Origin of the sequence: Emticicia soli, assembly GCF_037860775.1 — a bacterium.
Classification (GTDB): Bacteria; Bacteroidota; Bacteroidia; order Cytophagales; family Spirosomataceae; genus Emticicia; species Emticicia soli.
The window spans coordinates 72,703-95,580 of sequence record NZ_JBBEWC010000003.1; the positions used below are offsets into that span (position 1 = coordinate 72,703).

The 22,878-nt window shown below is 38.6% G+C and carries 20 protein-coding genes and 1 tRNA gene; 7 read left to right on the forward strand and 14 right to left on the reverse strand.

Annotated features, from left to right (window positions below; genetic code table 11):
- Window positions 1-59 precede the first annotated feature (59 nt).
- Together WAE64_RS03880 and WAE64_RS03885 are read left to right on the forward strand one after the other, a co-directional pair.
- Window positions 60-578, forward strand: a complete 519-nt coding sequence (locus WAE64_RS03880) for a cupin domain-containing protein (protein WP_340234827.1) — start codon at window positions 60-62, stop codon at window positions 576-578.
- An 85-nt stretch (window positions 579-663) separates the two neighbouring features.
- Complete coding sequence (locus WAE64_RS03885; RefSeq protein ID WP_340234833.1) at window positions 664-1,476, forward strand: SDR family NAD(P)-dependent oxidoreductase; 813 nt, start codon at window positions 664-666, stop codon at window positions 1,474-1,476.
- Here the strand turns inward: WAE64_RS03885 and WAE64_RS03890 are convergent, their stop codons facing one another.
- From WAE64_RS03890 to WAE64_RS03910, 5 genes are all read right to left on the reverse strand, one after another.
- Complete coding sequence (locus tag WAE64_RS03890) at window positions 1,477-2,631, reverse strand: endonuclease/exonuclease/phosphatase family protein (protein ID WP_340234837.1); 1,155 nt, start codon at window positions 2,629-2,631, stop codon at window positions 1,477-1,479.
- A gap of 56 nt (window positions 2,632-2,687) precedes the next feature.
- Window positions 2,688-3,641 (reverse strand): hypothetical protein, encoded by a 954-nt coding sequence (locus WAE64_RS03895; RefSeq protein WP_340234838.1) that lies wholly within the window; start codon window positions 3,639-3,641, stop codon window positions 2,688-2,690.
- Window positions 3,642-3,794: 153 nt separating this feature from the next.
- Window positions 3,795-5,165, reverse strand: coding sequence for a HAMP domain-containing sensor histidine kinase (locus WAE64_RS03900; RefSeq protein ID WP_340234839.1), 1,371 nt, complete (start codon window positions 5,163-5,165; stop codon window positions 3,795-3,797).
- The gene (locus WAE64_RS03905) at window positions 5,165-5,845 is read right to left on the reverse strand and encodes a response regulator (RefSeq protein WP_340234840.1); all 681 of its coding nucleotides are present in this window, start codon (window positions 5,843-5,845) and stop codon (window positions 5,165-5,167) included. Before WAE64_RS03905 ends, WAE64_RS03900 begins: the two co-directional genes overlap by 1 nt.
- A gap of 118 nt (window positions 5,846-5,963) precedes the next feature.
- Window positions 5,964-7,097, reverse strand: a complete 1,134-nt coding sequence (locus WAE64_RS03910; RefSeq protein WP_340234841.1) for a glycoside hydrolase family 88/105 protein — start codon at window positions 7,095-7,097, stop codon at window positions 5,964-5,966.
- Window positions 7,098-7,347: 250 nt separating this feature from the next.
- Between WAE64_RS03910 and trxA the strand changes: the two genes are divergently transcribed.
- Window positions 7,348-7,647, forward strand: coding sequence for a thioredoxin (trxA, locus tag WAE64_RS03915; RefSeq protein WP_340234842.1), 300 nt, complete (start codon window positions 7,348-7,350; stop codon window positions 7,645-7,647).
- Window positions 7,648-7,730: 83 nt separating this feature from the next.
- Here the strand turns inward: trxA and WAE64_RS03920 are convergent, their stop codons facing one another.
- Window positions 7,731-7,883 carry a hypothetical protein gene (locus tag WAE64_RS03920; protein WP_340234843.1) on the reverse strand — a complete coding sequence of 51 codons (153 nt, stop codon included), beginning with the start codon at window positions 7,881-7,883 and terminating at the stop codon, window positions 7,731-7,733.
- 215 nt (window positions 7,884-8,098) lie between these two features.
- Complete coding sequence (locus WAE64_RS03925) at window positions 8,099-9,427, reverse strand: 4Fe-4S dicluster domain-containing protein (protein WP_340234845.1); 1,329 nt, start codon at window positions 9,425-9,427, stop codon at window positions 8,099-8,101.
- Between the two features lie 199 nt (window positions 9,428-9,626).
- Between WAE64_RS03925 and WAE64_RS03930 the strand changes: the two genes are divergently transcribed.
- Window positions 9,627-9,702 (forward strand) — tRNA-Phe (locus WAE64_RS03930).
- 515 nt (window positions 9,703-10,217) lie between these two features.
- A complete protein-coding gene (locus tag WAE64_RS03935; protein ID WP_340234846.1) occupies window positions 10,218-10,601 on the forward strand; it encodes an NHL repeat-containing protein in 384 nt (127 codons plus the stop codon).
- 73 nt (window positions 10,602-10,674) lie between these two features.
- Here the strand turns inward: WAE64_RS03935 and WAE64_RS03940 are convergent, their stop codons facing one another.
- From WAE64_RS03940 to WAE64_RS03965, 6 genes are all read right to left on the reverse strand, one after another.
- Entirely contained in the window at window positions 10,675-11,373 is a 699-nt protein-coding gene (locus WAE64_RS03940; protein WP_340234847.1) for a M15 family metallopeptidase, read from the reverse strand.
- A 25-nt stretch (window positions 11,374-11,398) separates the two neighbouring features.
- Window positions 11,399-12,094: an ABC transporter ATP-binding protein gene (locus WAE64_RS03945; RefSeq protein WP_340234848.1), complete on the reverse strand. Its 696-nt coding sequence runs from the start codon at window positions 12,092-12,094 to the stop codon at window positions 11,399-11,401.
- Between the two features lie 14 nt (window positions 12,095-12,108).
- Window positions 12,109-13,470 (reverse strand): DUF3526 domain-containing protein, encoded by a 1,362-nt coding sequence (locus WAE64_RS03950; protein ID WP_340234849.1) that lies wholly within the window; start codon window positions 13,468-13,470, stop codon window positions 12,109-12,111.
- Between the two features lies 1 nt (window position 13,471).
- Window positions 13,472-14,920, reverse strand: a complete 1,449-nt coding sequence (locus WAE64_RS03955; protein WP_340234850.1) for an ABC transporter permease — start codon at window positions 14,918-14,920, stop codon at window positions 13,472-13,474.
- A gap of 37 nt (window positions 14,921-14,957) precedes the next feature.
- Complete coding sequence (locus WAE64_RS03960) at window positions 14,958-17,462, reverse strand: TonB-dependent siderophore receptor (protein WP_340234851.1); 2,505 nt, start codon at window positions 17,460-17,462, stop codon at window positions 14,958-14,960.
- 126 nt (window positions 17,463-17,588) lie between these two features.
- Window positions 17,589-18,800, reverse strand: a complete 1,212-nt coding sequence (locus tag WAE64_RS03965; RefSeq protein WP_340234852.1) for a GTP-binding protein — start codon at window positions 18,798-18,800, stop codon at window positions 17,589-17,591.
- A 465-nt stretch (window positions 18,801-19,265) separates the two neighbouring features.
- Between WAE64_RS03965 and WAE64_RS03970 the strand changes: the two genes are divergently transcribed.
- Window positions 19,266-19,994, forward strand: coding sequence for a DoxX family protein (locus tag WAE64_RS03970; RefSeq protein ID WP_340234853.1), 729 nt, complete (start codon window positions 19,266-19,268; stop codon window positions 19,992-19,994).
- A 168-nt stretch (window positions 19,995-20,162) separates the two neighbouring features.
- The gene (locus WAE64_RS03975; RefSeq protein ID WP_340234854.1) at window positions 20,163-21,665 is read left to right on the forward strand and encodes a cytochrome c peroxidase; all 1,503 of its coding nucleotides are present in this window, start codon (window positions 20,163-20,165) and stop codon (window positions 21,663-21,665) included.
- 79 nt (window positions 21,666-21,744) lie between these two features.
- Here the strand turns inward: WAE64_RS03975 and WAE64_RS03980 are convergent, their stop codons facing one another.
- Window positions 21,745-22,575, reverse strand: coding sequence for a fumarylacetoacetate hydrolase family protein (locus tag WAE64_RS03980; protein ID WP_340234855.1), 831 nt, complete (start codon window positions 22,573-22,575; stop codon window positions 21,745-21,747).
- Window positions 22,576-22,878: the final 303 nt, after the last annotated feature.

Consider the following 22,878-nt stretch of genomic DNA (forward strand, 5'->3'; position numbering starts at 1 on the left):
CCATATATGAAAATTACTGATTCGATAGAATCAGTAAACACTTTACAACAAATACTACAATGGAAAAGGTAGCATCAATCAAAGAATCGGTAAAGAGCAACAACGGTAAGCGCACTGTGATAGAATCTGTATTTGAAGCAGGCGCAAGTATTCCTCCGCACTATCATCGAAAATTTAATAAAACTTTTGAGGTGTTAGAAGGAGAAATCAGCATATGGTATGGCAGCGACGAAATAGTATTAAAAGCAGGAGAGTCGGCTACGGTTAAAAAAGACATTGTACACAATTATCAGGTAGGAAATACAAAAGTAGTGTTAAAAACAACCTTAGAGCCTGGGAGCCTTTGTTTTGAAAACGCCATAAAGGTAATGCAGGGTATCAATAAAGACGGAGAAGATGGAGAATTGAACACCATTGAAAATAACAATATGGTTTACAAGGCCATTATCTCTAAACTAACAGATGCGAACTTTATGGGTGAAGCAGGTGCTACGCTTGATACTTTTTTGCAAAGCGAAGAGGGCAAGCAGGTAATGTATGTACAAAATACGTTGTTGGAGAAGTATTGTGAGATTTAGGTATTGAGTACGAATAATAAACATTGGTAAAACAGGATAAATTTTATCCTGTTTTTTTATTTTTGTATAAACCTCCTCAGAAGAAATGAGTCAGATAAAAGACAGTGTATTTATAGTAACAGGTGCGGCGTCGGGCATTGGCCGAGAATTAGCTATACAAGCCGCAGCAGCCGGAGCAAAAGTAATAGCAACAGATATAAACGAAGCAGGGCTGAATGAAACCGTGAATATGGCTGTGGGGCGTATCGAGAAACATATACTTGATGTTTCAGATGCTGAACAAATCAAGAACTTTGCTAGCGAAACTATCAAGCGGCATTTTCATGAGCGCTTTATATTGGTGAATAATGCAGGAGTAGCTCTGTTCTCAGGGAGTTTCCTGGAAACTTCGTTGACAGACTTTGAGTGGCTGCTGAACATTAATCTGTGGGGTGTAGTAAGAATGACCAAAGCTTTTGTAAGGCATTTTGTAAAACAAAACCAAGGGCATATCGTAAATGTATCAAGCATTTTTGGCATTACAGGTATGCCCGAAAATTCGGCGTATTCTACAGCTAAATTTGCCGTGAAAGGCTTTTCTGATGTATTGAAGTTTGAATTACTACGCACTAACGTGAAGATTTCGACCGTTCACCCCGGAGGTATCAAAACAAATATTGCTCGAGACTCACGTAAGGGGCAAACTAAAAACAACGAAGAAGGAAAAAAAGCCGTGGCTAATTTTGAAAGGGCTGTTTTGAAAATGTCAGCCAAGAAAGCGGCCGCTATTATACTTGACGGCATTACGAAAGATAAGCCCCGTATATTGGTTGGTAATGATGCCAGAACCATGGATATGATTGCCAGGGTTTTTCCGAACAATTATCACAAGGTTCTGGCAAAAATGTTTAAATTGTAATTAACGATTCGCCACCAGATTATTTGGTTTATCCAGCGATTTTTTGAGTACATACTGGGCTACGACAGGAAAATGGTCTGAAAACGTGATTCCTTTCATGGTTTGGCAAGATTGCACTTTCCAGTCGGAGCTAAAAAACTGTTGGTCAATCCGCACCCAATAAGGGCGACGGTTCAATGTAAATCCAAGGCCTTTTCCGGCTTCTTCAAAAGCATTATTAAAACTTAAACTTAGTTTTCCATAAACGTATCCGAACGGTATTTCGTTGAAATCACCACAGATGATAACCGGATACTTACTACCCGAAACATAAGACTCAATCTCTTTGATTTGCCCGTCTCTGGCCTCAAAGCCTTCTTTTAAACGGCGGAAAGTATCAAAAATCTCCCAGGCAAATTCTTTAATATTACCTTCTTTCAACGCATCGGTTGCTTGATTAATCCGAACACCCATCGACCATAAGTGCGCATTTACTACACGCACAGTGTCTTGTTTATAAACTATATCGGCACAGATAAAACCATTTATATTTGGCTGCCCTTTACGGTCCCAGATTTTGCTGTATTCGTTTATGATAGGATACTGCGAAAACAAAGCCAAACCAATGTGTCTGTTGTTATCAAATTCGGTAAGTTTTACCAATTGGTCATTATACAGTGCTTCAATGTTTTCGTTAGGCATATATTCCTGAAAACAAGCTATATCAGCTTTTAACGAAGACCAGTTTACAGGCGTATTCCCTTCGCCAAAACTTTCGCTGTTAAAACTCAATACTTTTAATGAGTTAGCCGTGCCTGCTTCTGGCGTTCCGTTTCCTATGCCTACAAAACGTTTAATGATTGGGAATGTCATCAATACCCATATCAAACCTGCCGATGCCATCAGTTTTTGCCCTTTATAGAGCAAATAGCAACTTGCTATTAAGCCGGCCAATACGGCCACCGGAAGGCTCATCATGATAAATCCTGTTAACCAGTGGTCGAAAATAGGATAATAGCAAAAAGCCATTGTGATAAACAAGTAGAACACAGCTATATATGAGCGTGGGAATTTTTTAAAGGCTCTAACAGTGATCTTCAATCCCTCTATTGCTATTTCTCCGAAGGTCTGGATAATAGCATATATAAATATTTTAAAACCATTCAATACAACCATATCATTAATAATTTATGGGTTTTCACTAAATCTGGCAAGGAAATATTGCTGCTTGCTTACTTCACTTCAAATCCACCTTTGCCGATTTTGAATCCTTCACAGTAAAGTTCAATCTCATATTTACCTGAACTATATGGCGTTTCTTGTGCATAAATAATATCTACTTTCTGGTCGTTGTTTTCAAACAAAACGCCTTGTCTTATGCTGTAGCCTATTTCGTTTCCTTCGTATTCTAGCACACCGGCATTTGCATTATCTATCAGGCCTCCGTTTGCATCAAGAATTCTTACATAAATATCTTTTCTGTTTTTAACAGCAATAGCATTTGAAGGCATAATAAACGATATTCTTAGTTTATGTATCCGTGAGGCTTTAAAAGAGTTGCCTTCACGAGCTTTGCCGTTTGACGAGAGCGCAGCTACCTGCACATTAATAGCTTTCATTGACGAAGCTAATGTTACTTGGCGCTGCAGGTTATAATTTTCGGCCGAGTACTCAGCTACTGTTTGAGACAACGATTCTTTATCGTTTTTCAGTGTAGTATTTTCTTGAACTACTACTTCTTTTTCCATCTCTAATATATCAGTACGTGCTTTTAGCTGTGTATTTTCTTCTTTAAGCGTATTAAACTCCTTTTCTTTTACAGTCAGAAAGTTTTCATAGTCTTTTATTTTGGTACTATATTTCTGGATAGAAAAGTTTAAATCAGATTTAAGCAGTTTTTTATCATTTTCCAATTGCGCTTTTATGCGTTTCAGTTCTACGATATTACCGCCTAATTTCTTAATACTTGCTATTTTTTCATCAAGAATCTTCGATATAGAGTCTAGTTTTACTTGTGTAGACGAAAGTTGTTCTACTTTTTCGGTCAACGATTTCTGTAATTCAAAAGTATCGTTGCGAGCACCCATAAAAAGGTAGCCCAGCAAAGCTAGGATGCCTATTAGCACTCCAAATGAAACTTTGAAAATGCCTTGGTTACTGTTTGACTTTGTATTAGTAATTTCCATACTGCAAACTAATTATACCCAACTTAAACAGCCGTTAAATTGACTTTAAATTTACCTTAAAATGTAAATTAAAGAGGTTTAATAAAACCTGTAAAAAAATGTACCAGCTGTTTTTCTTATACGGAATATTGTTTTTGAGAAATTAAAACAACGTTATCGGGTAAATACAAGGGTAAAAGTTGTACCTGTGGTATCAGACTTTACGTTTATTTCGCCTTGATGCAGGCGAGTTATTTGAGCTACAATAGCCAGCCCAACGCCATGCCCCTGAACAGCTTGTGCCGATGCATTGCTTCTGTAGAAAGGTTGAAAGATATAAGGAATATCGCTTTTAGGAATAATCGGACCTTTGTTAAAAAAAGAAATTATTATTTCTGATTCATTGCACGCAAAGTTTACAATGGCGGTATTATCTGTAGAAAACTTACAAGCATTATCCATCAAATTCATAAAAACCACTTTTATGGCTGCTTCATTGCCTTGTATAATTAAGGCTTCTTCGTCGTCTGGGAAATCGCCGAAATTTAATTGTATGTGGCAGGTTTCGTGCCATTTTTGTAACTGGCTTTTGGCTTCCCAAAGCAGCTCGTCTAAACGAATTGGTGTATATTTAATACCTTCGGCATTGGCTACCACATTGGCCAGATTCAGTAAAGTATTCGTGAGTTGCGTAAGTGTTCGGGTGTCTTCCTGTAGTGCTTTAAGGCTTTTTTCGTAGGCCTCCGGCGAGCGTTTCTGCAAGAGTGTTATCTCAATTTGTGAGTAGATTTTGGTTAATGGGTTTTTTAACTCGTGCGAAACGTTGGCAATAAACATTTTCTGAGTTATAAGGGCTTCTTCAATCCGGTCGAGCAACTGGTTAAAGGTGGCTACAAGTTCGCCAATCTCGTCGTCGGGGGTAGGGTACTCAACACGCTTTTTCACATTGCGAGGAAAAATCTGATTTACCTGCCTTATAATACCCGATACCGGAGCTAAGGCTCTATTGGCAAAAATCCAACCTGATATGCCTAGTAATAAAATGCCTGCGCCTACCATTACAATCAAGATTTTCTTTAAATCCTGCAAGGCATCTTTACCATTCTGGTCGATAGCACTTACAATTACCCAGTTACCTTTGCCTTCGTTGGTAAGATGAATCCCCAGAACCTGATAGCCATTATAGCTTGTGTAGATAGTGAGTTTATTTTTAATAATTAACGGTAAAAGCTGTTGATGAAAACTGGTATCAGACGGGTGAGTGAAGAAGATAAATTGCTCTAGTGATTCGTTATAAACCGAAATACTTTCGTTGGTGAGCAACTCACGGTCTGATACATTTACTAATTTTAAAACAGTAGTATCGGCGGCCTGAATATCAAATAGAAGTGTGGTTGTGGTAATGGCACGGTCTTGCAGGCGTTTGTAGAAACGCTTTTCGAGATATAGTTTACTGAAAAAATAAACCCCGAATGAAAAGAACAAAAGAATGGCAGTTACTAACACTATAAACTGATAGGTTAGCCTGGAGCGAATAGTTACCATCAGGAAATTACTTTAAGCACATAACCCATACCAATTTGCGTATGTAGTAATTTAGGCTCAAAATCTTTATCTATTTTTTTTCGTAAAAAATTCACGTACACTTCTATTACATTGGTGCCAGTATCAAAAGTTACATCCCATATTTTTTCGGCCAATTCGGCTTTTGATATGACCCTTCCCTGATTGCGGATAAAATACTCGAGCAAGCTGAACTCTTTGGCCGTCAGTATAATTTCCTGGCCGCCACGAGTTACGGTTTTGGTGTCTAAATCCATCTCCAAGTCGGCTACTTTCAATGCATTGGCTGTATGAATAATGCCGATATTTCGGCGGGTAAGTGCCCTTACTCTTGCCATGAGCTCTTTAAACTCGAATGGTTTTGTGAGATAATCGTCGGCGCCTGCATCTAAGCCCTCAATTTTGTCGTCGGTAGTTCCTAAGGCAGTTAATAATAAAATAGGAGAGGAGACGCCTACTTCCCGCAGTTTACGGCAAAGCTCAAGGCCATTCATGCCGGGTAATATAATATCAGAGATAATCAGGGCGTAGGCCTGGCGTGTAGCTAACTGAAAACCCATTGCCCCATCATAGGCTATGTCAACTTCCCATTGCTGTTCTTCAAGACCTTGTCTGATTAGTTGAATAGTTCTGACTTCGTCTTCAATTACCAAGATTTTCATAGTTAGGTGGCTTTGGATTTTACCAAAATTATGAAATTAAATGCAAAACGCAGTTAAGTTGATAGAAACATAGCTGCGTTTTATAAAAAATTTAATAAAAAAAACAGAAAAATTAGCATTAACGCTTCATTTTGTAGACTTCGGTAGCCGCCAGAAGAAAACAACCTAGCCCGAAATCTTCAAAGTCAGGTACTTTATCATACGTAACTGGTTGACCATCTTTGGGTTCTTTTCCGGTGCCTTGTACAAAGCCCAGAAAACCATTCGGATGAATACAGTTGTTCATGATTGCATGAATAGCTTTTGCCAAAGGTGCATAGAATTTTTTCTTGTCTAATACGCCTTTATTGATACCCCACGCCATGCCATATACAAACAACGATGTTCCTGTGAGTTCTTTGCCGCCGAAGTCGGTTGCATCAGTAAGGCTTGCATTCCAGAATCCGTCGGCTCTTTGCAATGGCACAAGGGCATTCATCATTTCAAGAAATGTTTTTTCGTATTCCTCACGGTGCGGCGCATCTTTTGGTAAAATATCAAGTACTCGTACCAACGCCGCAACTACCCAACCATTGCCACGAGACCAATAGCAATTTTTACCGGCGGGTGTTACATAGGGTGGATCAAAGTCTTTATCACGCCACCATAAGCCCTCGGCAGGGTTATATAAACCTTTATCGCCGTGTTTGGTTTTGGTGTACATATACATTTCGTACATTTTCTCGAAGTAGCGATTATCCTCATAAATAACGCCTAGTTGCGCAAATACGGGCATAGCCATCTGAATAGCATCAACCCACGACCAATCGTCTACTTTAGGGCTATTCAACAAGCTATCCATCGATGCCTTGATGTCGTGGATACGCTCAGGCTTAGGGTCAATCAGGTATAGGTCTATATAGGTTTGTCCGCAACACTGGTCGTCGGCATTACGGGTTTTGATGCCGTTTCTCAAGCCCCATTTGTGAGCTTCGCCCCAGTCTACTGCATAATCAATGTAGCGCTTTTGCTGATCAATTTTATAGAGTGCCATGAGCCCTTCGTAATATACGCCCCTCGTCCAGATATTGCTTGGGCGGGTGCGGTCGGGTCTTACAATGGGTTTAGCTACGTCGGGCCATTTAAGCATAAAATAATCATTTGCCAGATTCATAGCTTTCAGAAGGTCTTGATTTTTAGGAAGACTTTGTGCAAAAACTGTACTAAAAGATAATAGAATGAATGTTGTTAAGATAGAGGTGTGTTTTTTCATACGTACTTTATTAATCATGGGTGCTATCTCAAAGACGTTGCCAAAGCAAAAATGGCTGCCTAGGCGTGCAAATATATAGCCTAAAGTATTAAAAACTCTCCTGTGGTGTTGTGGCAGTAGATAATTTAATGATTCTGAGCTCCCGAAAATCAGCAAGCAGAGCCTAAACTTTAAGAGTGATAACCGGCCTGAGAAATGTTTCTGAAACCTACAAGGGATATTATTTGTTAAAAAGAAAAAAGATAGAACAATGACAGGAACATTTGAAGAATTAATAGACTCGGAGACACCAATCTTGATTGATTTTTTTGCAGAATGGTGTGGGCCATGCAAAACCTTATCACCTACATTACAGCAATTAGCGCAGGAAGTAGGAGATGATTTAAAAATTGTAAAAATTGATGTGGACAGAAATCCTAAGTTGGCCACTAAATACAAAATTTCAGGCGTACCAACCTTGATGCTGTTTAAGAAAAGTGAGTTGAAGTGGAGACAATCGGGAGTATTATCACTACCACAACTGAAAAGTGTTGTTCAGAAGTTTTCCTGACAAGAAAAACAAAGATTAGCGTCTTAAAGAGATATTCTTTAAGCCAGAAATGCTTTTATAGGATTTTGGAAAGAGTATGCTATTCAAGATATTACCTCTTTTTCGATAATATCAGAGTTAGCTTGCTCAAAAACACGCTTAATGCCATCAAACGCCCCGCTTACAATGGCCAACGGTAATAACAAGGGCATAAAAATTACCCATTGCAAAAACATGGATGAATTAAATTTTTTCATGAGAGGTTAGAGGCAAAAATGCACTTTAGGCTAATTAAAACTTACAATTTTTAAGGGCTAACTCTGTATACTTTATCAGTATATTTTAAAGAAGCCTATGTAAAGTTAAAAAAAATATTTTCTAAGTACAAAATGTTTTGGCATTAAAATAATTCAATAATAGAAAAAAGCTATTTCGTTGCAAACAAAATAGCTTTTTTTTATTTAACGGTTAATTATTTTAGTCCATCTGCCCAATTGAACCTATCGCCCGGTGAAAGCTTCCAGGGAGCCATGTTATTTTCCATATTTGAGAACATTGCATTCCATGAACCAGGGGCCGACGACTCTTCCATGACCTTATAACGGCGTAGTTCTATGATAATATCGAGCGGAGAAATATTAACGGGGCATTCCTGCACACAAGCGTTGCAGGTGGTACATGCCAGAATCTCTTCTTCCAGAATATAATCGCCTAATAGTGTTTTGCCATCGTCATAATCTTCGCCGTTTTTCAGCCAGCCTTTCTGAATATCTTCAAGGCGGTCACGGGTATCCATCATAATTTTACGCGGCGAAAGTTTCTTACCAGTAATATTGGCCGGACAAGCCGATGTACAACGCCCGCACTCGGTACAACTATAGGCATCCATCAGGTTTTTCCAACTTAAATCTCTTACATCTTTTGCGCCAAACCGTCCTACTTCGGCAGGTGTAGCATCTGGCTCTTCGAGACCAAGCATAATTTTTACCTCTTTGGTTACAGCAGGCATATTAGCCATCTGGCCTTTAGGCTTGAGGTTTGAAAAGTAGGTGTTCGGAAACGCCAGAAAAATATGCAAGTGTTTTGAGTAAGTAACATATAAAGCAAAACCCATAATACCCAGAATATGAAACCACCAGGCAGAGCGTTCGTAAACAACCAATGCAGTATCGCTCCAAGAATTGAAAATAGGTTGTAGCCACTGACTTATGGCAAAATTACCTGTTAGGGCTTCGGCATAATGCCCAATACCTCTTGCTTGCAAGAGTGTATCAACGGCGTTCATGCTTAAGAAAGCCCACATTAATAGTATTTCGATAGTTAAGATAATATTGGCATCGTTGCGAGGCCATGTTTTCATTTCTCGATGGCGGCTTTCTTGAAAACGCTGTACTTTAAGTACATTACGACGAAGCAAAAACACCACGCAGACTGATAATACGCCGATAGCCAGTATTTCGAAGAAATTAATCAGGAAATTATAAAAGCTGCCCAAAAAAGGAGCAAATAAGCGATGCGTACCAAATATACCATCTAATACAATTTCGAGTACCTCGATATTGATAATCAGGAAACCAGCATAAATGATAAAATGCATAAGGCCTATCAGCGGTCGGTTAAACATCTTTTTTTGTCCGAAAGCAACAAGAAGCATGGTTTTAAAGCGTTCGGCAGGTCTGTCGGTGCGATTTTCGGCACGGCCTAGCTGAATTGTTTTTTTTATGAGCAGTACTCTGCGGGTGATAAAGTAGCCCGCCACTCCTAAAGCTAAGATGAATAAGATTTGTGATAGGATTTGCATAATATTCAGTTTTGTTGAATACTGATAAGTCTTTTATAATCTGTCATATTAGTATGCAAGCATACCATTACAAATATAATCAAATTTTGTATAATGCAAGAGTAAAGAAAAATTTTAAGATTTTTTTTGTTAGAAATTTGTAATTGATTTTTTTTTGTCTACTTTTGCAGTCCCAAACAACGGGAAATGGTGGTAATAAGGTAATGTAGCTCAGTTGGTAGAGCAAAGGACTGAAAATCCTTGTGTCGGCGGTTCGATCCCGTCCATTACCACCAGATAATCAAGGCTTTATGAAGAAATTCGTAAAGCCTTTTTTTCATTAATAAAATACACAATTCCGTTACAAACTTGCAGTTTATCGCTTTCTATGTATGATTTTCTATTTCTTCAGAAAGCATAGATGAATACGGCAGCAAGGTAAGGTAAAAACAAACAATAGCTACATAAGACCTGCCGCCCAGTAAAAAAACTTGCTATAAGCAACGCTAATCTATCAAAAAAACAAAATTCATAAACTACATTTAAGCCTTTAAAATGCTTACTTACTGATTCATTTTCAGATAGATACCTATGTTAAATATACAACAATGATAAAAAGATTGCTTCTTATATTCCTCTTCGCAGTGTGTACATTTTCAGGCTTTTCGCAAGATGCTTCAAGTTTTGTTCAGCTCCCGGAGCAGATAGCTATTGATAGTAAGGATAATATCTATGTATTGTCTTTGGGTAATATAACAGTATTTACACCAGATGGTAAAAGAAAAATACTTGCCGAAAGAGGCTTTAGCCGGTGTATGTTACTGGTGATACAAGCAAGGCAGAGTTATTTGACCCCGGTTTTTTGCTTCTTGACAAAAAAGGGAACCTTGTTTTTTCAGATAACCGAAATCATCGAATAATAAGAGTCTCAAACAATGTTGTTGAATACTTAGCTGGTAATGGCAAAATTGACCCTTGTGGACAAAATATCGGAGGCCGGGCATGGGAAGGTCATAAAGATGGCAAGGCAGCTACTGCCTTATTCAGTTTCCCGAAGGGGATAGCGTACGATAGTAAAGGCAATCTGTATATTACCGATAATAAAAACCATTGTATCGGAAAACTAACACCTGATGGCAATGTGAGCAACTTTACTTATTTTGATAGGTCGAAGGCTTATATAAATACTTATTAAGCCTAGCTCATTCGGTATTTCTCTACTGTTTTTAAAGTAGCTGATTAAGGCGAATATTCAGGCTTATTGTCGTTTATTCCAATGCTTCAAACGGAATGTCTAGTAGTTCGAATGTTGTGGCGCTTACGTAATTATAATGCCACCATTCCACAGGATCTACTTTAAAGCCATGCTTCTGCATCACCGCTTTTAACAGTTCTCTGTTTTCAATGATTTTAGCAGGAAGCTGCATAAATTCAGGGTGAGAAGCATATACCAGTGCATCGAATGGCGTAGGCATTCGTAACTCTTGTTTTGTTTTCAAATCAACCAATGTGAGGTCTAGTGCTATGCCTCGGTTATGCCTGCTCCCTTGCCACGGAAGCCCCATATAAATTGTATCGGGCAACATCTCAAACATGCGGCAGGTAACCGAGTAGGGGCGGTAGGCATCGTATATCTTGAGGCTCAAACCTTGTTTGTTTAGGTCTTCTTGTACGCTGGCCAAAGCCTTTGCTACAGGTAGGCGCACAAAGGCGGCAGGAATTTTATATAATTGCGTATAGAATACGTTCTGGCTGGTAGCATATTTAATATCAAGCATTATGTTGGGCACATAGTCCTGGATTTTAACTAATGCGTGTTGCGCATCGGCTTCAACCGTTTTTTTATAGTGGGCTACGCTGTTTATTACTTTAAGACCATATTGGTTAGCCGCATATTGCGCATTAGCACTACTAAGGCCAACAAAAAGAAATAATTGAACAAGTACTTTAAAGAGTTGTTTATTCATGTTTGATGATTTGAGTGCGATATGTTTAGACTGTCTGAAGGTATAATTGCTCCAACTCATTGGCCGAAATATCTTTTGCATTAATGATTGAGACAAGGTTTCCTTCTTTCATTATCCCGATACGATTGGCTACTTCTTTGGCTCTGAAAATATCGTGTGTAGCCATCAGAATGGCAGTTCCGTTTGCTGAAAGTTCTTTCAGTATTTCCGAAAACTCATTAGAGGCTTTAGGGTCAAGTCCGCTGGTGGGTTCGTCGAGCAAAAGTGCCTTGGCTTTTTTTGCTATGGCTATGGCAATGCCTACTTTTTGGCGCATACCCTTAGAGTAGCCGCCAACTCTTTGCTGGTGTGCTGTGCTCTGCAAACCTGCTTTGCTCAGAAAAGAAGTCAACTCCTCTTTCGAGTAACTGAAGCCGGCCAGAGAAGAGAAAAATTCAAGATTTTCAACGCCCGTCAGATTGGGGTAGAGCATTACGGTTTCGGGTATATAAGCCAGGTGTTTTTTTGTTTCAAGCGCATGGTCTTTCACCGATACACCGTTTATATTGGCTGTGCCGCTACTCGGCTCAATAAAACCCAGAAAACAATTGATAGTAGTAGTTTTACCTGCGCCATTTTGCCCAAGTAAAGCAAATATTTCGCCAGGTTCAATGTTTAGGTTCAGGCTGTTGAGTGCTGTATTTTCGCCGTATTTTTTGGTTAAGTTCGTAGCTGTAAGCATGGTAAGTTTTATGATTATAGATGACGATTAAGTGTATTGTTTTTGATGAAATTCTTTTGTGCCCATAGTACGCAAAGCATGCTGATTATAAGAAGCGGCAGAATTGCCCTTAACCACTGCACATCAGCTTTATCCTGAAAATACTCTAGCGGAAAAATCTTCCAGTTTTCTTGCAGAATCGGAACATTACTGAACATTTTAGGGAAGAAGTATAGTTTTTTTCGCTCATGAAACTCCTGTAGCTTTTCATTAAAATTCAGGTAGTTTCTCATGTCTGACAGGCTCAGTGAGTTAAGCATCAATTGTGTATGAATAGTTGGAATTACTAAACCGATTGTAGTGCTTAGTGCATCTCGCTTTCTGAGTTTTTCTTTCAATGCATTTGCTTGCGTAGCTGCCTCGTCGTCTCCTGCCTGTTGCATGGCATAGTACCAAAGTGTGCTATAGTCGGCTTCGTCAGGATGTTTGAATTGGGCGAATTGTGGATAACGCTGATAAAATTTCTGAATGGTAGGTTCTTTGGGTTTATCCCATTTTGTATGATAGCCATCGCGGCTTTCAAGCACTGTGCTGAAAGCCTCGGGTGCGGGATACAGATGGACAATAGCAGCATTGACCGACGCCGGAATGACGATCGTTAAAAGTACCCACGATGTAAGTAGGATAAGGGCATTCTGGCTAGAGTTTTTATGAAACGATACTACCAACCAAACTGCACAAAACCAGAAGCTAACGTATAACAGCGAATTTACGATATAAGCTATAAAGGCGACATCAAATGAAATTTGCAGGTAAAGTTTAGCAATAAAAAATAGCAACAGTAAAACCGCAAGTACACTTACATAACGGATACCCATTTTTATCAGTAACATTTTTAACGGTGATATAGCTTGGCTTAATACTAGACTCCAGGTGCCTTCTTCTTTTTCTTCCGAAACCAGATTGAACCCAAAAGCGATAATAATCAGCGGAAAAAGGTATAACAAAACAAAACTGAAGTCGAGATTCCCGATTAGCTGATACATGGGGTTCATGAGGTCGGTGTTATATTTCTGTTCTTGCAGGTTGCGGATGGTAACACTCATTACAGCAGGATTGATGTCTCTTTGACCTATGGAAAGGCCCGCCAGATTAGAAGCTTGATTGCTTAAACCAAAGCGGATATAATACAGCAGTGAACCCATTTCTTTGGTATTTTGCACGTAGCGGTCAATGTTTTCTTGCTGAAAGTGCGCTGTTTTCTTAACAATCTCATGGTTCTTTTCAAGAAAATGCTTGCCGATATATAGGCTCGTTAGGCCCGAAAGAAATAAGATCAAAAGACCAAAAATAAAGCCTTTTGTACGCAGAAAGTTTTTAATTAAGAGTGCTGCCATATCAAAATGCTTTTAGGTGGGTAGAAGTTGTTTTTATTAAAAAGAATAGCCCGACAACCCAGATGATTAAGGAAATAATAGCAATGATTTCTTTGCCGAACACTTGAGTAAAGGACAAAAAATGATAGTCAAAATCGGGAAAATCTTTCCAGTATTGGCTGCTAACGGCGCTACTTTTATCTGACGAACTTTTGATTTTATTGCTGATGAGTTTTATCTGCAATTCGTTCATAGCCTGTGCCTGCTTGTAGCGATAGGCTTCAACCTGATTCTGAAAATCATTGTATGTGTTATAGTCTGTTCCTGCCAGCGCCATTGAAAGATTTTTAATCGCTAAAAAAGGATTTATGAGAGCTGTCAGACGAACAGCATTTTGTTGTTGCTGATAGATAGATACAAGTTTTTCCTGATGGCGATTATATACTTCTGCACTTAACCTCTCTCCTTCACGCATCACATATCCGCCATAATTAAAGGGAAGTTTATGTGTTGAATCTACATTATAAGCCCTAAGTAACGAGTCTTTTAAGGCTTTATAATGTGGATCATTAGGATTATGGCTGTCTCCTTGGCTAATTAATTCTTCTTCTACTTTGGTATCAAACGCTATCTTAGATGGCGAAGGGAAAAGGCTTTGCCCTGCCACTTGCGAAATCTTCGGAAGTATAAGCGTAAACACCAACCAGCAGCCAATAAGCTTAATAAGTGCAGCTTTAGAACTGCTACTTTGCGCCGATACATAAACTGCAAGTAGTGAAATAATAGATAAATAAACCAGATAACTGGTAATTAAGACAGAAAACTGACCAAAAGCCTGTGAATTATGTAAACCAGAATTGTTACTTGCCAGTAAAATAAACCCGATAACAATGGCCGGAGTAAAAATGCTAAGTGATAAGTAAAACAAGCCTAGTGCCTTGCCAACAATGAGTTCTGGCCAGCTAATGCCTTGGGTAAGTAAAATGCGCAATGTTCCATTTTCTCTTTCTCTGGCAATCAAATCAAAACCCCAGAAGAATAGGAGTAGGGGCAGTAGTACCTGTAAGATCATACCTGCCGAAATTTCGCCAAAACGCAGCAAACCATTAGACAAACTAGCCTCCGAAAAATTGACAGTATTCTGGCGGTGTGCTTCTAAAAACACCGCATTGCCCAGGTAGCTGTCCATGCCGAAGTCGAAGAAACTTAATGGGAATTTCTGACGGAAAACCACATAGCCATAGTGGGCCATGCGGTGTGGGTGTTTATCGGGGTTATTTTCCCAGCGTTCACGCACTTCGTGGCTATGGTCTTTTACCGAAGCTTGCTGCTGCCTGAAAGCACTATAACCAGAAAACAGAGCCGCTATGATTAGTATATTAAAAATGCCTATCAGCACAATAGTACTTTTATTTTTGAGCGTACTAATTAAGACTTGCCTCGAAAGTATTTTTAGAATAGTAAATCGCATAATAAGTGGTAGAAATCTATTTTTTATGTACTATTTATCAGAATTTGTATGTGGCCGTGAGTATAAAGTTACGTGGTGCTCCCGGAAATAAGCGGGTGTAGTTCTGTGCGCCAATCCAATAGGTTTTGTCAAAAATATTGTTGATGTTGAGCGCCATCTGCACATTGCTTTTACTAGGGGTATAATAAATTGCTGCATCAAGAGTTGCAAAAGCAGGTACCTCAAAAGCTCTGCTAAACCACGGTATACGGCTGCTTTGTGCCTGCAAACCCAGCCCAACGCCGAGGTCATCTAAAGCTGATGAGTTGCCGAAATTGTAGCGTGTCCACAAATTACCACTATGTTTTGGCGTGTTTTCTTTGCGTTGGCCTACTAGTTTTTCGTCTCTATCCATCATAATTACGGCGTCAATAAAACTGTAAGAAGCATTAATTTGCCAGTTTGGGAGAATATAGCCTGCTAAATCAGTTTCAAAACCTCGGCTACGGTCTGCACCTCTCTGCACCAGTAAGTCGGGGTTCGTGGGGTCGTTGGCATTCATCAGAATATTCTTCTGATTGATTTCATAAAGCGCAGCACTCAGGGTAAACTGGCTTCCGCCTATTGTAGACTTCATGCCGATTTCTTTTAAATCACTAATCAAAGGCTTAAATTGTGCGGCTGACTGGTCGGCTCCAAAGTAATTACCTGTGCTTGGTAGCAACGAAACTGTATTAGATTGTGGCTGATAGCCCGTCAGATAAGTAGCATACACATTTACGCTTTTGCTGACTTCATAAGTAAGCCCGATGCGAGGAATAAGTGCTGTGTTTTTAAACGAGGCTTCTTTTGGAGCTTCGTAATTAGTAATGTCTTCAAACCATTCGTTTCTTAAACTTAGTAGTGCTGAAAACTTTCCTATTTTGAGTTGCTCTTGTAAATAAATGGCATTGGTGCTAGTAAGCGCCGAAGGCAATACCGAGCGCACATTCATCACATAATCGTTCAGGTTACGAATGGTATAAGCAGGATTTTTTAAATCGAAGTAGTTGGCATTTGGTTTGGGTAATACTTTGCCATCAACCGTAATTGTCTGATAATTGGCAGCATTGGCCACCACAAAACTATTGGCTACTGTGCCATCTTTAAGCAAAAAACCACGAGCAGCATTTTGGCCACCACCTTTCAGTTTCTGCCAGTTTTGTAAGTCGTAGCCCACTAAAAATTTGTGTGAGGTTTTACCCAAATTGAAGTTAAAATTAAAATAGGCATTCAGGTTATCGGTATTCCAGTTTTGTTTGCGTTGTACCAATTGCATCATAACCAAACTTGTAACGGGCACGCCTGTAATATCAGTAGCAAAGGCATTGGTGGTGCGGTGTTCTTGTAAATCTTCTGTCCAGGTTTGCTTCATGTAAGAAGCATTAAAGGTGATATTCTGCGTGAATTTATGAGAAAGACTAGCCGTCAGAATTAGCTCTTTCGACTTAAAGAAATCGTTTGAAGCCCCTAAATTAAGGCTGATGGGTGTACTGTTGAGGTCAGTTTTTCCTGCTATTGCTCCGAAAATAGGTTGCCCACGGTCAAGATTTCCAATCATATTGCTGAAAATCAACTCTGTATTAATGGCGGTTTTGTTATTTGGAATGTAGCTAAAAGATGGTGAAACGAGAACCGATTTATTGCCTACCAAATCTCTGAAAGAACTAGCTTCCTGATAAGCCCCATTGATGCGATATAATAAAGTTTTGGATTCATTTAGTGGCCCTGTAAAATCGAGTGTACCACGTAGCGTACTGAAGCTACCCGCACTCAGGCTTACTTCTCTGCGAGTTTCAGCCAGTGGTTTTTTGGTAATCATGTTTATACTCCCTCCAGGGTCAACGCTTGAAAATGTAACAGAAGCAGGCCCTTTCAGTACCTCTACACGCTCAATATTTGTTGTAAGTGGTTGCAGAAAATAATATTGACGGGTACGCATACCATTAATAATCTGTCCTTCTTCGTTCTGGCTTATGCCCCTGATAGCGTATTGGTTATAATAACTCGAAGGAATAACCCCACTGGCAATTTTTACGGCATCGGCTAGTTGAAACGCTTGTCGGTCAGTTATGAGTTCTTTTGTAACAGTACTCATGGCCTGTGGCAGTTCTTTATTTTTAATAGCAATTTTAGTAGCAGAAAAACTGTAATCACTCGAATAATCCTTACGGGCACGGCCAACTATTTCTACATCTTGCAATTGATTTGCCGCAGGTATCAATAAAATATTAACCTTTTTTTCTTCTTCTTTAAGGTTTCCTTCTAAAACAAAGTTTTCGTAACCTATAGAGCTAATTATCAATTTAAACTTCCCTGTTGGCAGGTTTTCGAATAGAAATTCGCCATTATTTCCGGTTGTTGTTCCTTTTTTCAAGGCATCTGTTTCCAGGTTTACTGTTGCTCCCACCGCATTTGTCTGGTCTTCATATTTTACAATACCCTTGAGTTTATACTGAGCATAAGTAATGCTGGAGGTTATTGTAAACAGACCAATTAGAAAAAGTAAAGATTTTTTGTTCATTGAATGATTAATGTTTGTGAGGGTAGGTTAATTCAATAATGTTGCTTGTGCAATATTGTTGCAAAATTAAAAAAATATCCTTGCTATTGCAATAGTGTTGCATATATAAAAATATTAAAAGAAGATTTAGCTCAGTAATGGGAATGGGTCTTTGAACTTTCCGCTTGCTTCCATGTGTTTTATTTCTGCTTCGGTACAGAGGCAAGATTCTAGTTCGGCTTTAATCATATCCTGATTCAAATCCTGACCAATAAAGACTAATTCATTCTGGCGGTCTCCGAATCTTCTATCCCAACGGTTTTCAATCTGTTTTTGATTCTGAATAAATGAACTGTAGCGGATTCGATGATTGAAAGGCATACTTGCCCACCATACACCAGCATTTTCTGCTCTTACAGAACCACCTGCTTGGCTCCAGTTCAATGCTTCATCGGGGCGTGAGGCTATCCAGAATAAACCTTTCGAGCGGATAATACCTGCGTGCCAGTTTTCAGATAAGTAATTCCAGAATCTTTCGGGGTGGAAAGGTCGTTTATCTCGGAAAACAAAACTACCAATGCCGTATTCTTCAGTTTCAGGCGTATGTCCCTTACCGTTTTTACGGTTCTCTAATTCCTGAATCCACCCTGCTGATGATTCTGCTTTCTCATAATCAAACAAGCCAGTATTTATAATTTTATCAAGATTTACCTTGCTGAAAGAAGATTCGATGATTTTTGCACCGGGGTTCAGTGAATGAATTACAGCTTTTAATTCACCTAACTGATACGGGCTTACAAGGTCGGTCTTATTTAAAATAATAACATCAGCAAACTCTATCTGGTCAGTTAGCAGATTTACAATTGTGCGGTAATCTTGTTCATCATCGTTCAAACTGCGGCTTTTAACAGTATCTGCCGAACCAAAGTCTTTACCAAAATTGAAAGCGTCTACTACCGTTACCATACAATCAATATAAGCCCATTTGGCTAAATCAATACCGTTTGCATCGTCTGTAAAACTGAAAGTCTGCGCAACAGGCACAGGCTCCGAAATACCCGTAGATTCAATGAGCAGGTAATCAAAGCGTTTTTCTTTGGCTAATTTTTCAACTTCAATCATCAGGTCTTCTCGCAGTGTGCAGCAAATACACCCGTTCGACATCTCAACCAGGCGTTCTTCTGTACGAGACAAGGTATTCTCTTTTTCAACCAATTGGGCATCAATGTTTACTTCGCTCATATCGTTCACAATCACAGCTACTTTCAAGCCATCTTTATTATGGAGAATATGATTGAGTAAAGTGGTTTTTCCGGCACCCAGAAAACCCGAAAGAACAGTTACTGGTAATTTTTTCATTTTAAATTTATATTTGCATCGTTGTTGCAAATATAAATTCATCATTTTAATTATGCAACATTGTTGCATTTTAATATTATTAAATAATAGAGCTATTGCATTTCTTTAAAAGCTAATTCTGAAGTTGTTTAGGATTTTAATTATAATTTAAAAATCGGGGTGTTTTGAGCGAGCCAAATCAAATGATGAAATCATAGTAGCGCTATGGTTGAAATCATTTGATGAAGGCGCAGCCAAAACAACACATTTTTAAATGTAAGGAATAATCCTAAACAACTTCTCTATATAAAAACAGTTTTTAACATTTATAGTAGGGGCTTGATAGCAAGTAGCAGAGTAGCTAAAGAATAAATAGGCATTGGATAAGGTAGTGTAAAATAATACAACCGTACTCAAGCTAAAAATTAAAAATATTCTTTAGCTTTAAAACGTTCAATACAGTTTCAGTATTTATTACTACAACCTATGAGCTTTTATTCTAAACTTGACCAGATTCATGCAGGGCTCAGAAAAAACATCTGGCTACAGTACTTTTCTATTTTTTGCAGAGTAGCACTTGCCGCAGGCTTTATACCTTCGGGTTTGGTAAAAATCTTCAATGAACGTTTTACTTCGCTTTCAGTTAATCATCCGATGGGGCACTATCTGGAGGCATTGTATTACACCGAGTATTACTATCCATTTATTGGTGTTTTGCAGGTAACAGCCGCCATTCTATTACTCATACCCCGAACAGCTACACTTGGGGCGCTTATTTATTTCCCTATTATCCTTAATATCACAATCTTATCATTGGCAGTTCGGTTTGTTGGCTCACACATAACTTCTCCTTTAATGGTGTTGGCTAATTTATTTCTGATTCTGTGGGACTACCACAAAATCAAATACATTTTGCCTTTTAATGAGCCACCTGAGCATAAGGTTTTAAGAGATAAAAATGAGCGAATCAAGCGTTTTCCTGTAAGGTTTGCCATAAGCTCTGTTGCTGTGTTGGTTGTGCTTATGGTAATACTGCTAAATATGTATAACATTGAACCTTATAATTCTTTGAAAGACTGTGAGCGACAAGCCAAGAAGAGCAAAAATCCTAAAGCTGTAGACGATTTCTGTAATTGTATTCATATAGAGGGTAAGCCTCTGGGAAAATGTTTAGATACATATAATAAAGCTTTGGAAGCCAATAAAAATCAATAAGTTTTTTATTGTTTATGAGGTGATACGCACTTAAGCTCTCAATAACTCAAAATAAGGGTGTCAGGAAAGAATTTTTCTTATACACAGACGTTTCTGATATAGGTTTATTAGCTATTGTATGAGGTTAGAAGGCCATGAAATTTGCTTTTGTGCCAAAAAATAATCAGAATGAAAGTCAAACTAAAAATAGCGATACTATTACTCACCATTACCTTTTTATCTTTCAAGAGTATTCAGGAACCTGTACTTTTTTCTGTTCCTGCTAATTTTCCGAAGCCTGATTATCCGTTTGAAAATAACCCGATTACAGTAGCAGGCGTAGAATTAGGAAAAACCTTGTTTTATGATGCTGCGCTATCGTCTGACAATACCATAAGTTGTGGTAGCTGCCATCAACAATCAGCAGGTTTTACGCAACATGGGCATATACTGAGCCACGGTGTGAACGACAGATTAAGCAAGCGTAATGCCATGCCGCTGTTTAATCTGGCTTGGGCCAGTAATTTTGGATGGGACGGCATTGCGCCTCATCTGGATTTGTTTGCGGTTTCACCAATTACGAATCCTGTCGAAATGGACGAATCGCTCGAAAACATACTTGAGAAGCTAAGAGCTACACCACTATATGCCGATTTATTTGAAAAAGCCTTCGGAAGCAGAGAAATTAATAACGATAGATTATTGAAAGCTCTTTCACAGTTTATGCTCACAATGGTGTCGGCTAATGCCAAGTATGACCGTTATGTGCGTAAAGAGGGCCTAAAGCTGAGCGATATTGAATCAGAAGGCTTAGTGTTATTTAAACAAAAGTGCGCTTCGTGCCATTCGGGAGAGCTTTTTACCGATTTTTCGTTCAGAAACAATGGTTTGGCTTTGAGAGAAAGAGATAAAGGGAGGTTTGAAATAAGCCAAAACGATGCCGATATATATAAGTTTAAAGTACCCAGCCTACGGAATTTGACTTATACCACACCCTATATGCACGACGGCAGGTTTGCAACATTAGAACAGGTATTGGAACATTATGCAGCTAAGGTTGAAAAAACAGATTACCTTGACCCGATTCTGAATAAAGATGGGAAGGTAGGTATTGAGATGAATACCGACGAGCAAAAAAAGATTATTGCTTTTTTGAAAACACTTGATGATGAAGACTTTGTTAAGAACCCGATGTTTTCTGAGAGTACTTTAATAAGTGATATTCCGAAAAAAAACATTGATGTTGAAATAAAAAACTTTACAATAAACGATGCCGATACAAGGGCCTTGTTTAAACAAGGTATTGAGACTTATTTTAAGATTAAAGCAGCCATTGCAAAGAAAAATACGCTAGAAGCCGCCGAAGGTGCAAGAGTGCTTATTAAGACCTTGAACAGGGTTCGTATTACAGAGGCAGCGCAGAAAAGTTTCTTTGAAAACTATCAGGAAAAATTGTTTTTAGATGCCAAACGGATTATTGAAGGAGAACGCTTCTTCGCCCATCAGTTTGACCACTTCGATGAGCTATCAGAACATTTGTATATTCTATTGGCCTCTTTTAAAGTAAATGATAGGGTATTGTATTTTAATGAATGTAAAAGGTCGGATATGAAATGGATAAGTGATTCGGCGACAGATAGCTTTGTGCCTGATAATTGCAATGATGTGCATACTAAAACTTTGAATTTATAGCAGTTTTTAGTAAATATTTTGCTAATAATAAACGCCTAAGACTCTGTGGAATCTTAGGCGTTTTACAATGCTAGCGTAATTATTCTACTGTATTGCTTAACGTACCAATGTTATCAATAGAAATGTGCACGGTATCACCTTTGATAAGTGAAAAGTCATCAGGTGGAACAATGCCTGTTCCTGTCATCAGGAAACAACCAAATGGAAAAGTGCAATCGAAAGTAAGGTATTTTACAAGTTCGGGTAATTCTCTTTTCATCTGGCTTAGGTGTGTAGTCTGTGAGAATACCGTTTCGCCTGCTCTTTCAATATTGAGTTGTATAGCTGTTTCTTTTGCAATAGGGTCTTTCAGAATTAGGATTCCCGGGCCAATGGCTGCACTTTTATCATAAGATTTTGCCTGTGGAAGATACAAAGGGTTTTCGCCTTCAATATCGCGCGAGCTTACATCATTCCCAACAGTATAACCTACTATTTCGCTTCTTGAATTAATAAAAAGTGTAAGTTCTGGCTCTGGCACATTCCATTTTGAGTCTCTTCTTATTTTAATATCCTGCTTGTGCCCAACAGTACGGGCAGCAGTGGCTTTAAAGAATATTTCAGGCCTATCGGCCGAATAAACCCTATCATAGAAATCTCCGCCGCCAGCATCTTTCGATTCTTCCATACGGGCGTTTTTGCTTCTCAGATAAGTTACACCCGATGCCCATACCTCTTGCGAAACAATAGGAGGGAGCAGAGAAGCGTCTAACTGAAAGCCTTCTTCTGCTGATTTAGTACTTAGTGATTCTTTAAGATAATCGTATAGATCAGGATAATTTACCAGTGTATCAAAAGTATGTTCTTTAAAAGAGTAGAAATTGTCTTCATGTTCGAGCACAGGCCCTAGGGTGGTATTATAGATTTTCATCAATCAAAAAATTTTAGTATTTTAAACAAAATAGTATTAATCGGTAATATAGACAAAAGGCATCGTTTATGTGCCTTGCTTTAGAAGTTTTATATATTACTCATCAAGTCAATAAAAGGGTGTATCAGAAATTATATATTTTTATTCACTTTATATCCTTAATATTTGAATACTGATTTAAGTTTCGGAAAACATTCATCATGGGCTAAAAGACTCAAGTAGGGGGAAACCCCTGTTTTGTGGCTTAGATGAAATAATTAGGGGAAAATGCGTTATTTTTGGTTATAAATTCTTAAAGCTCCA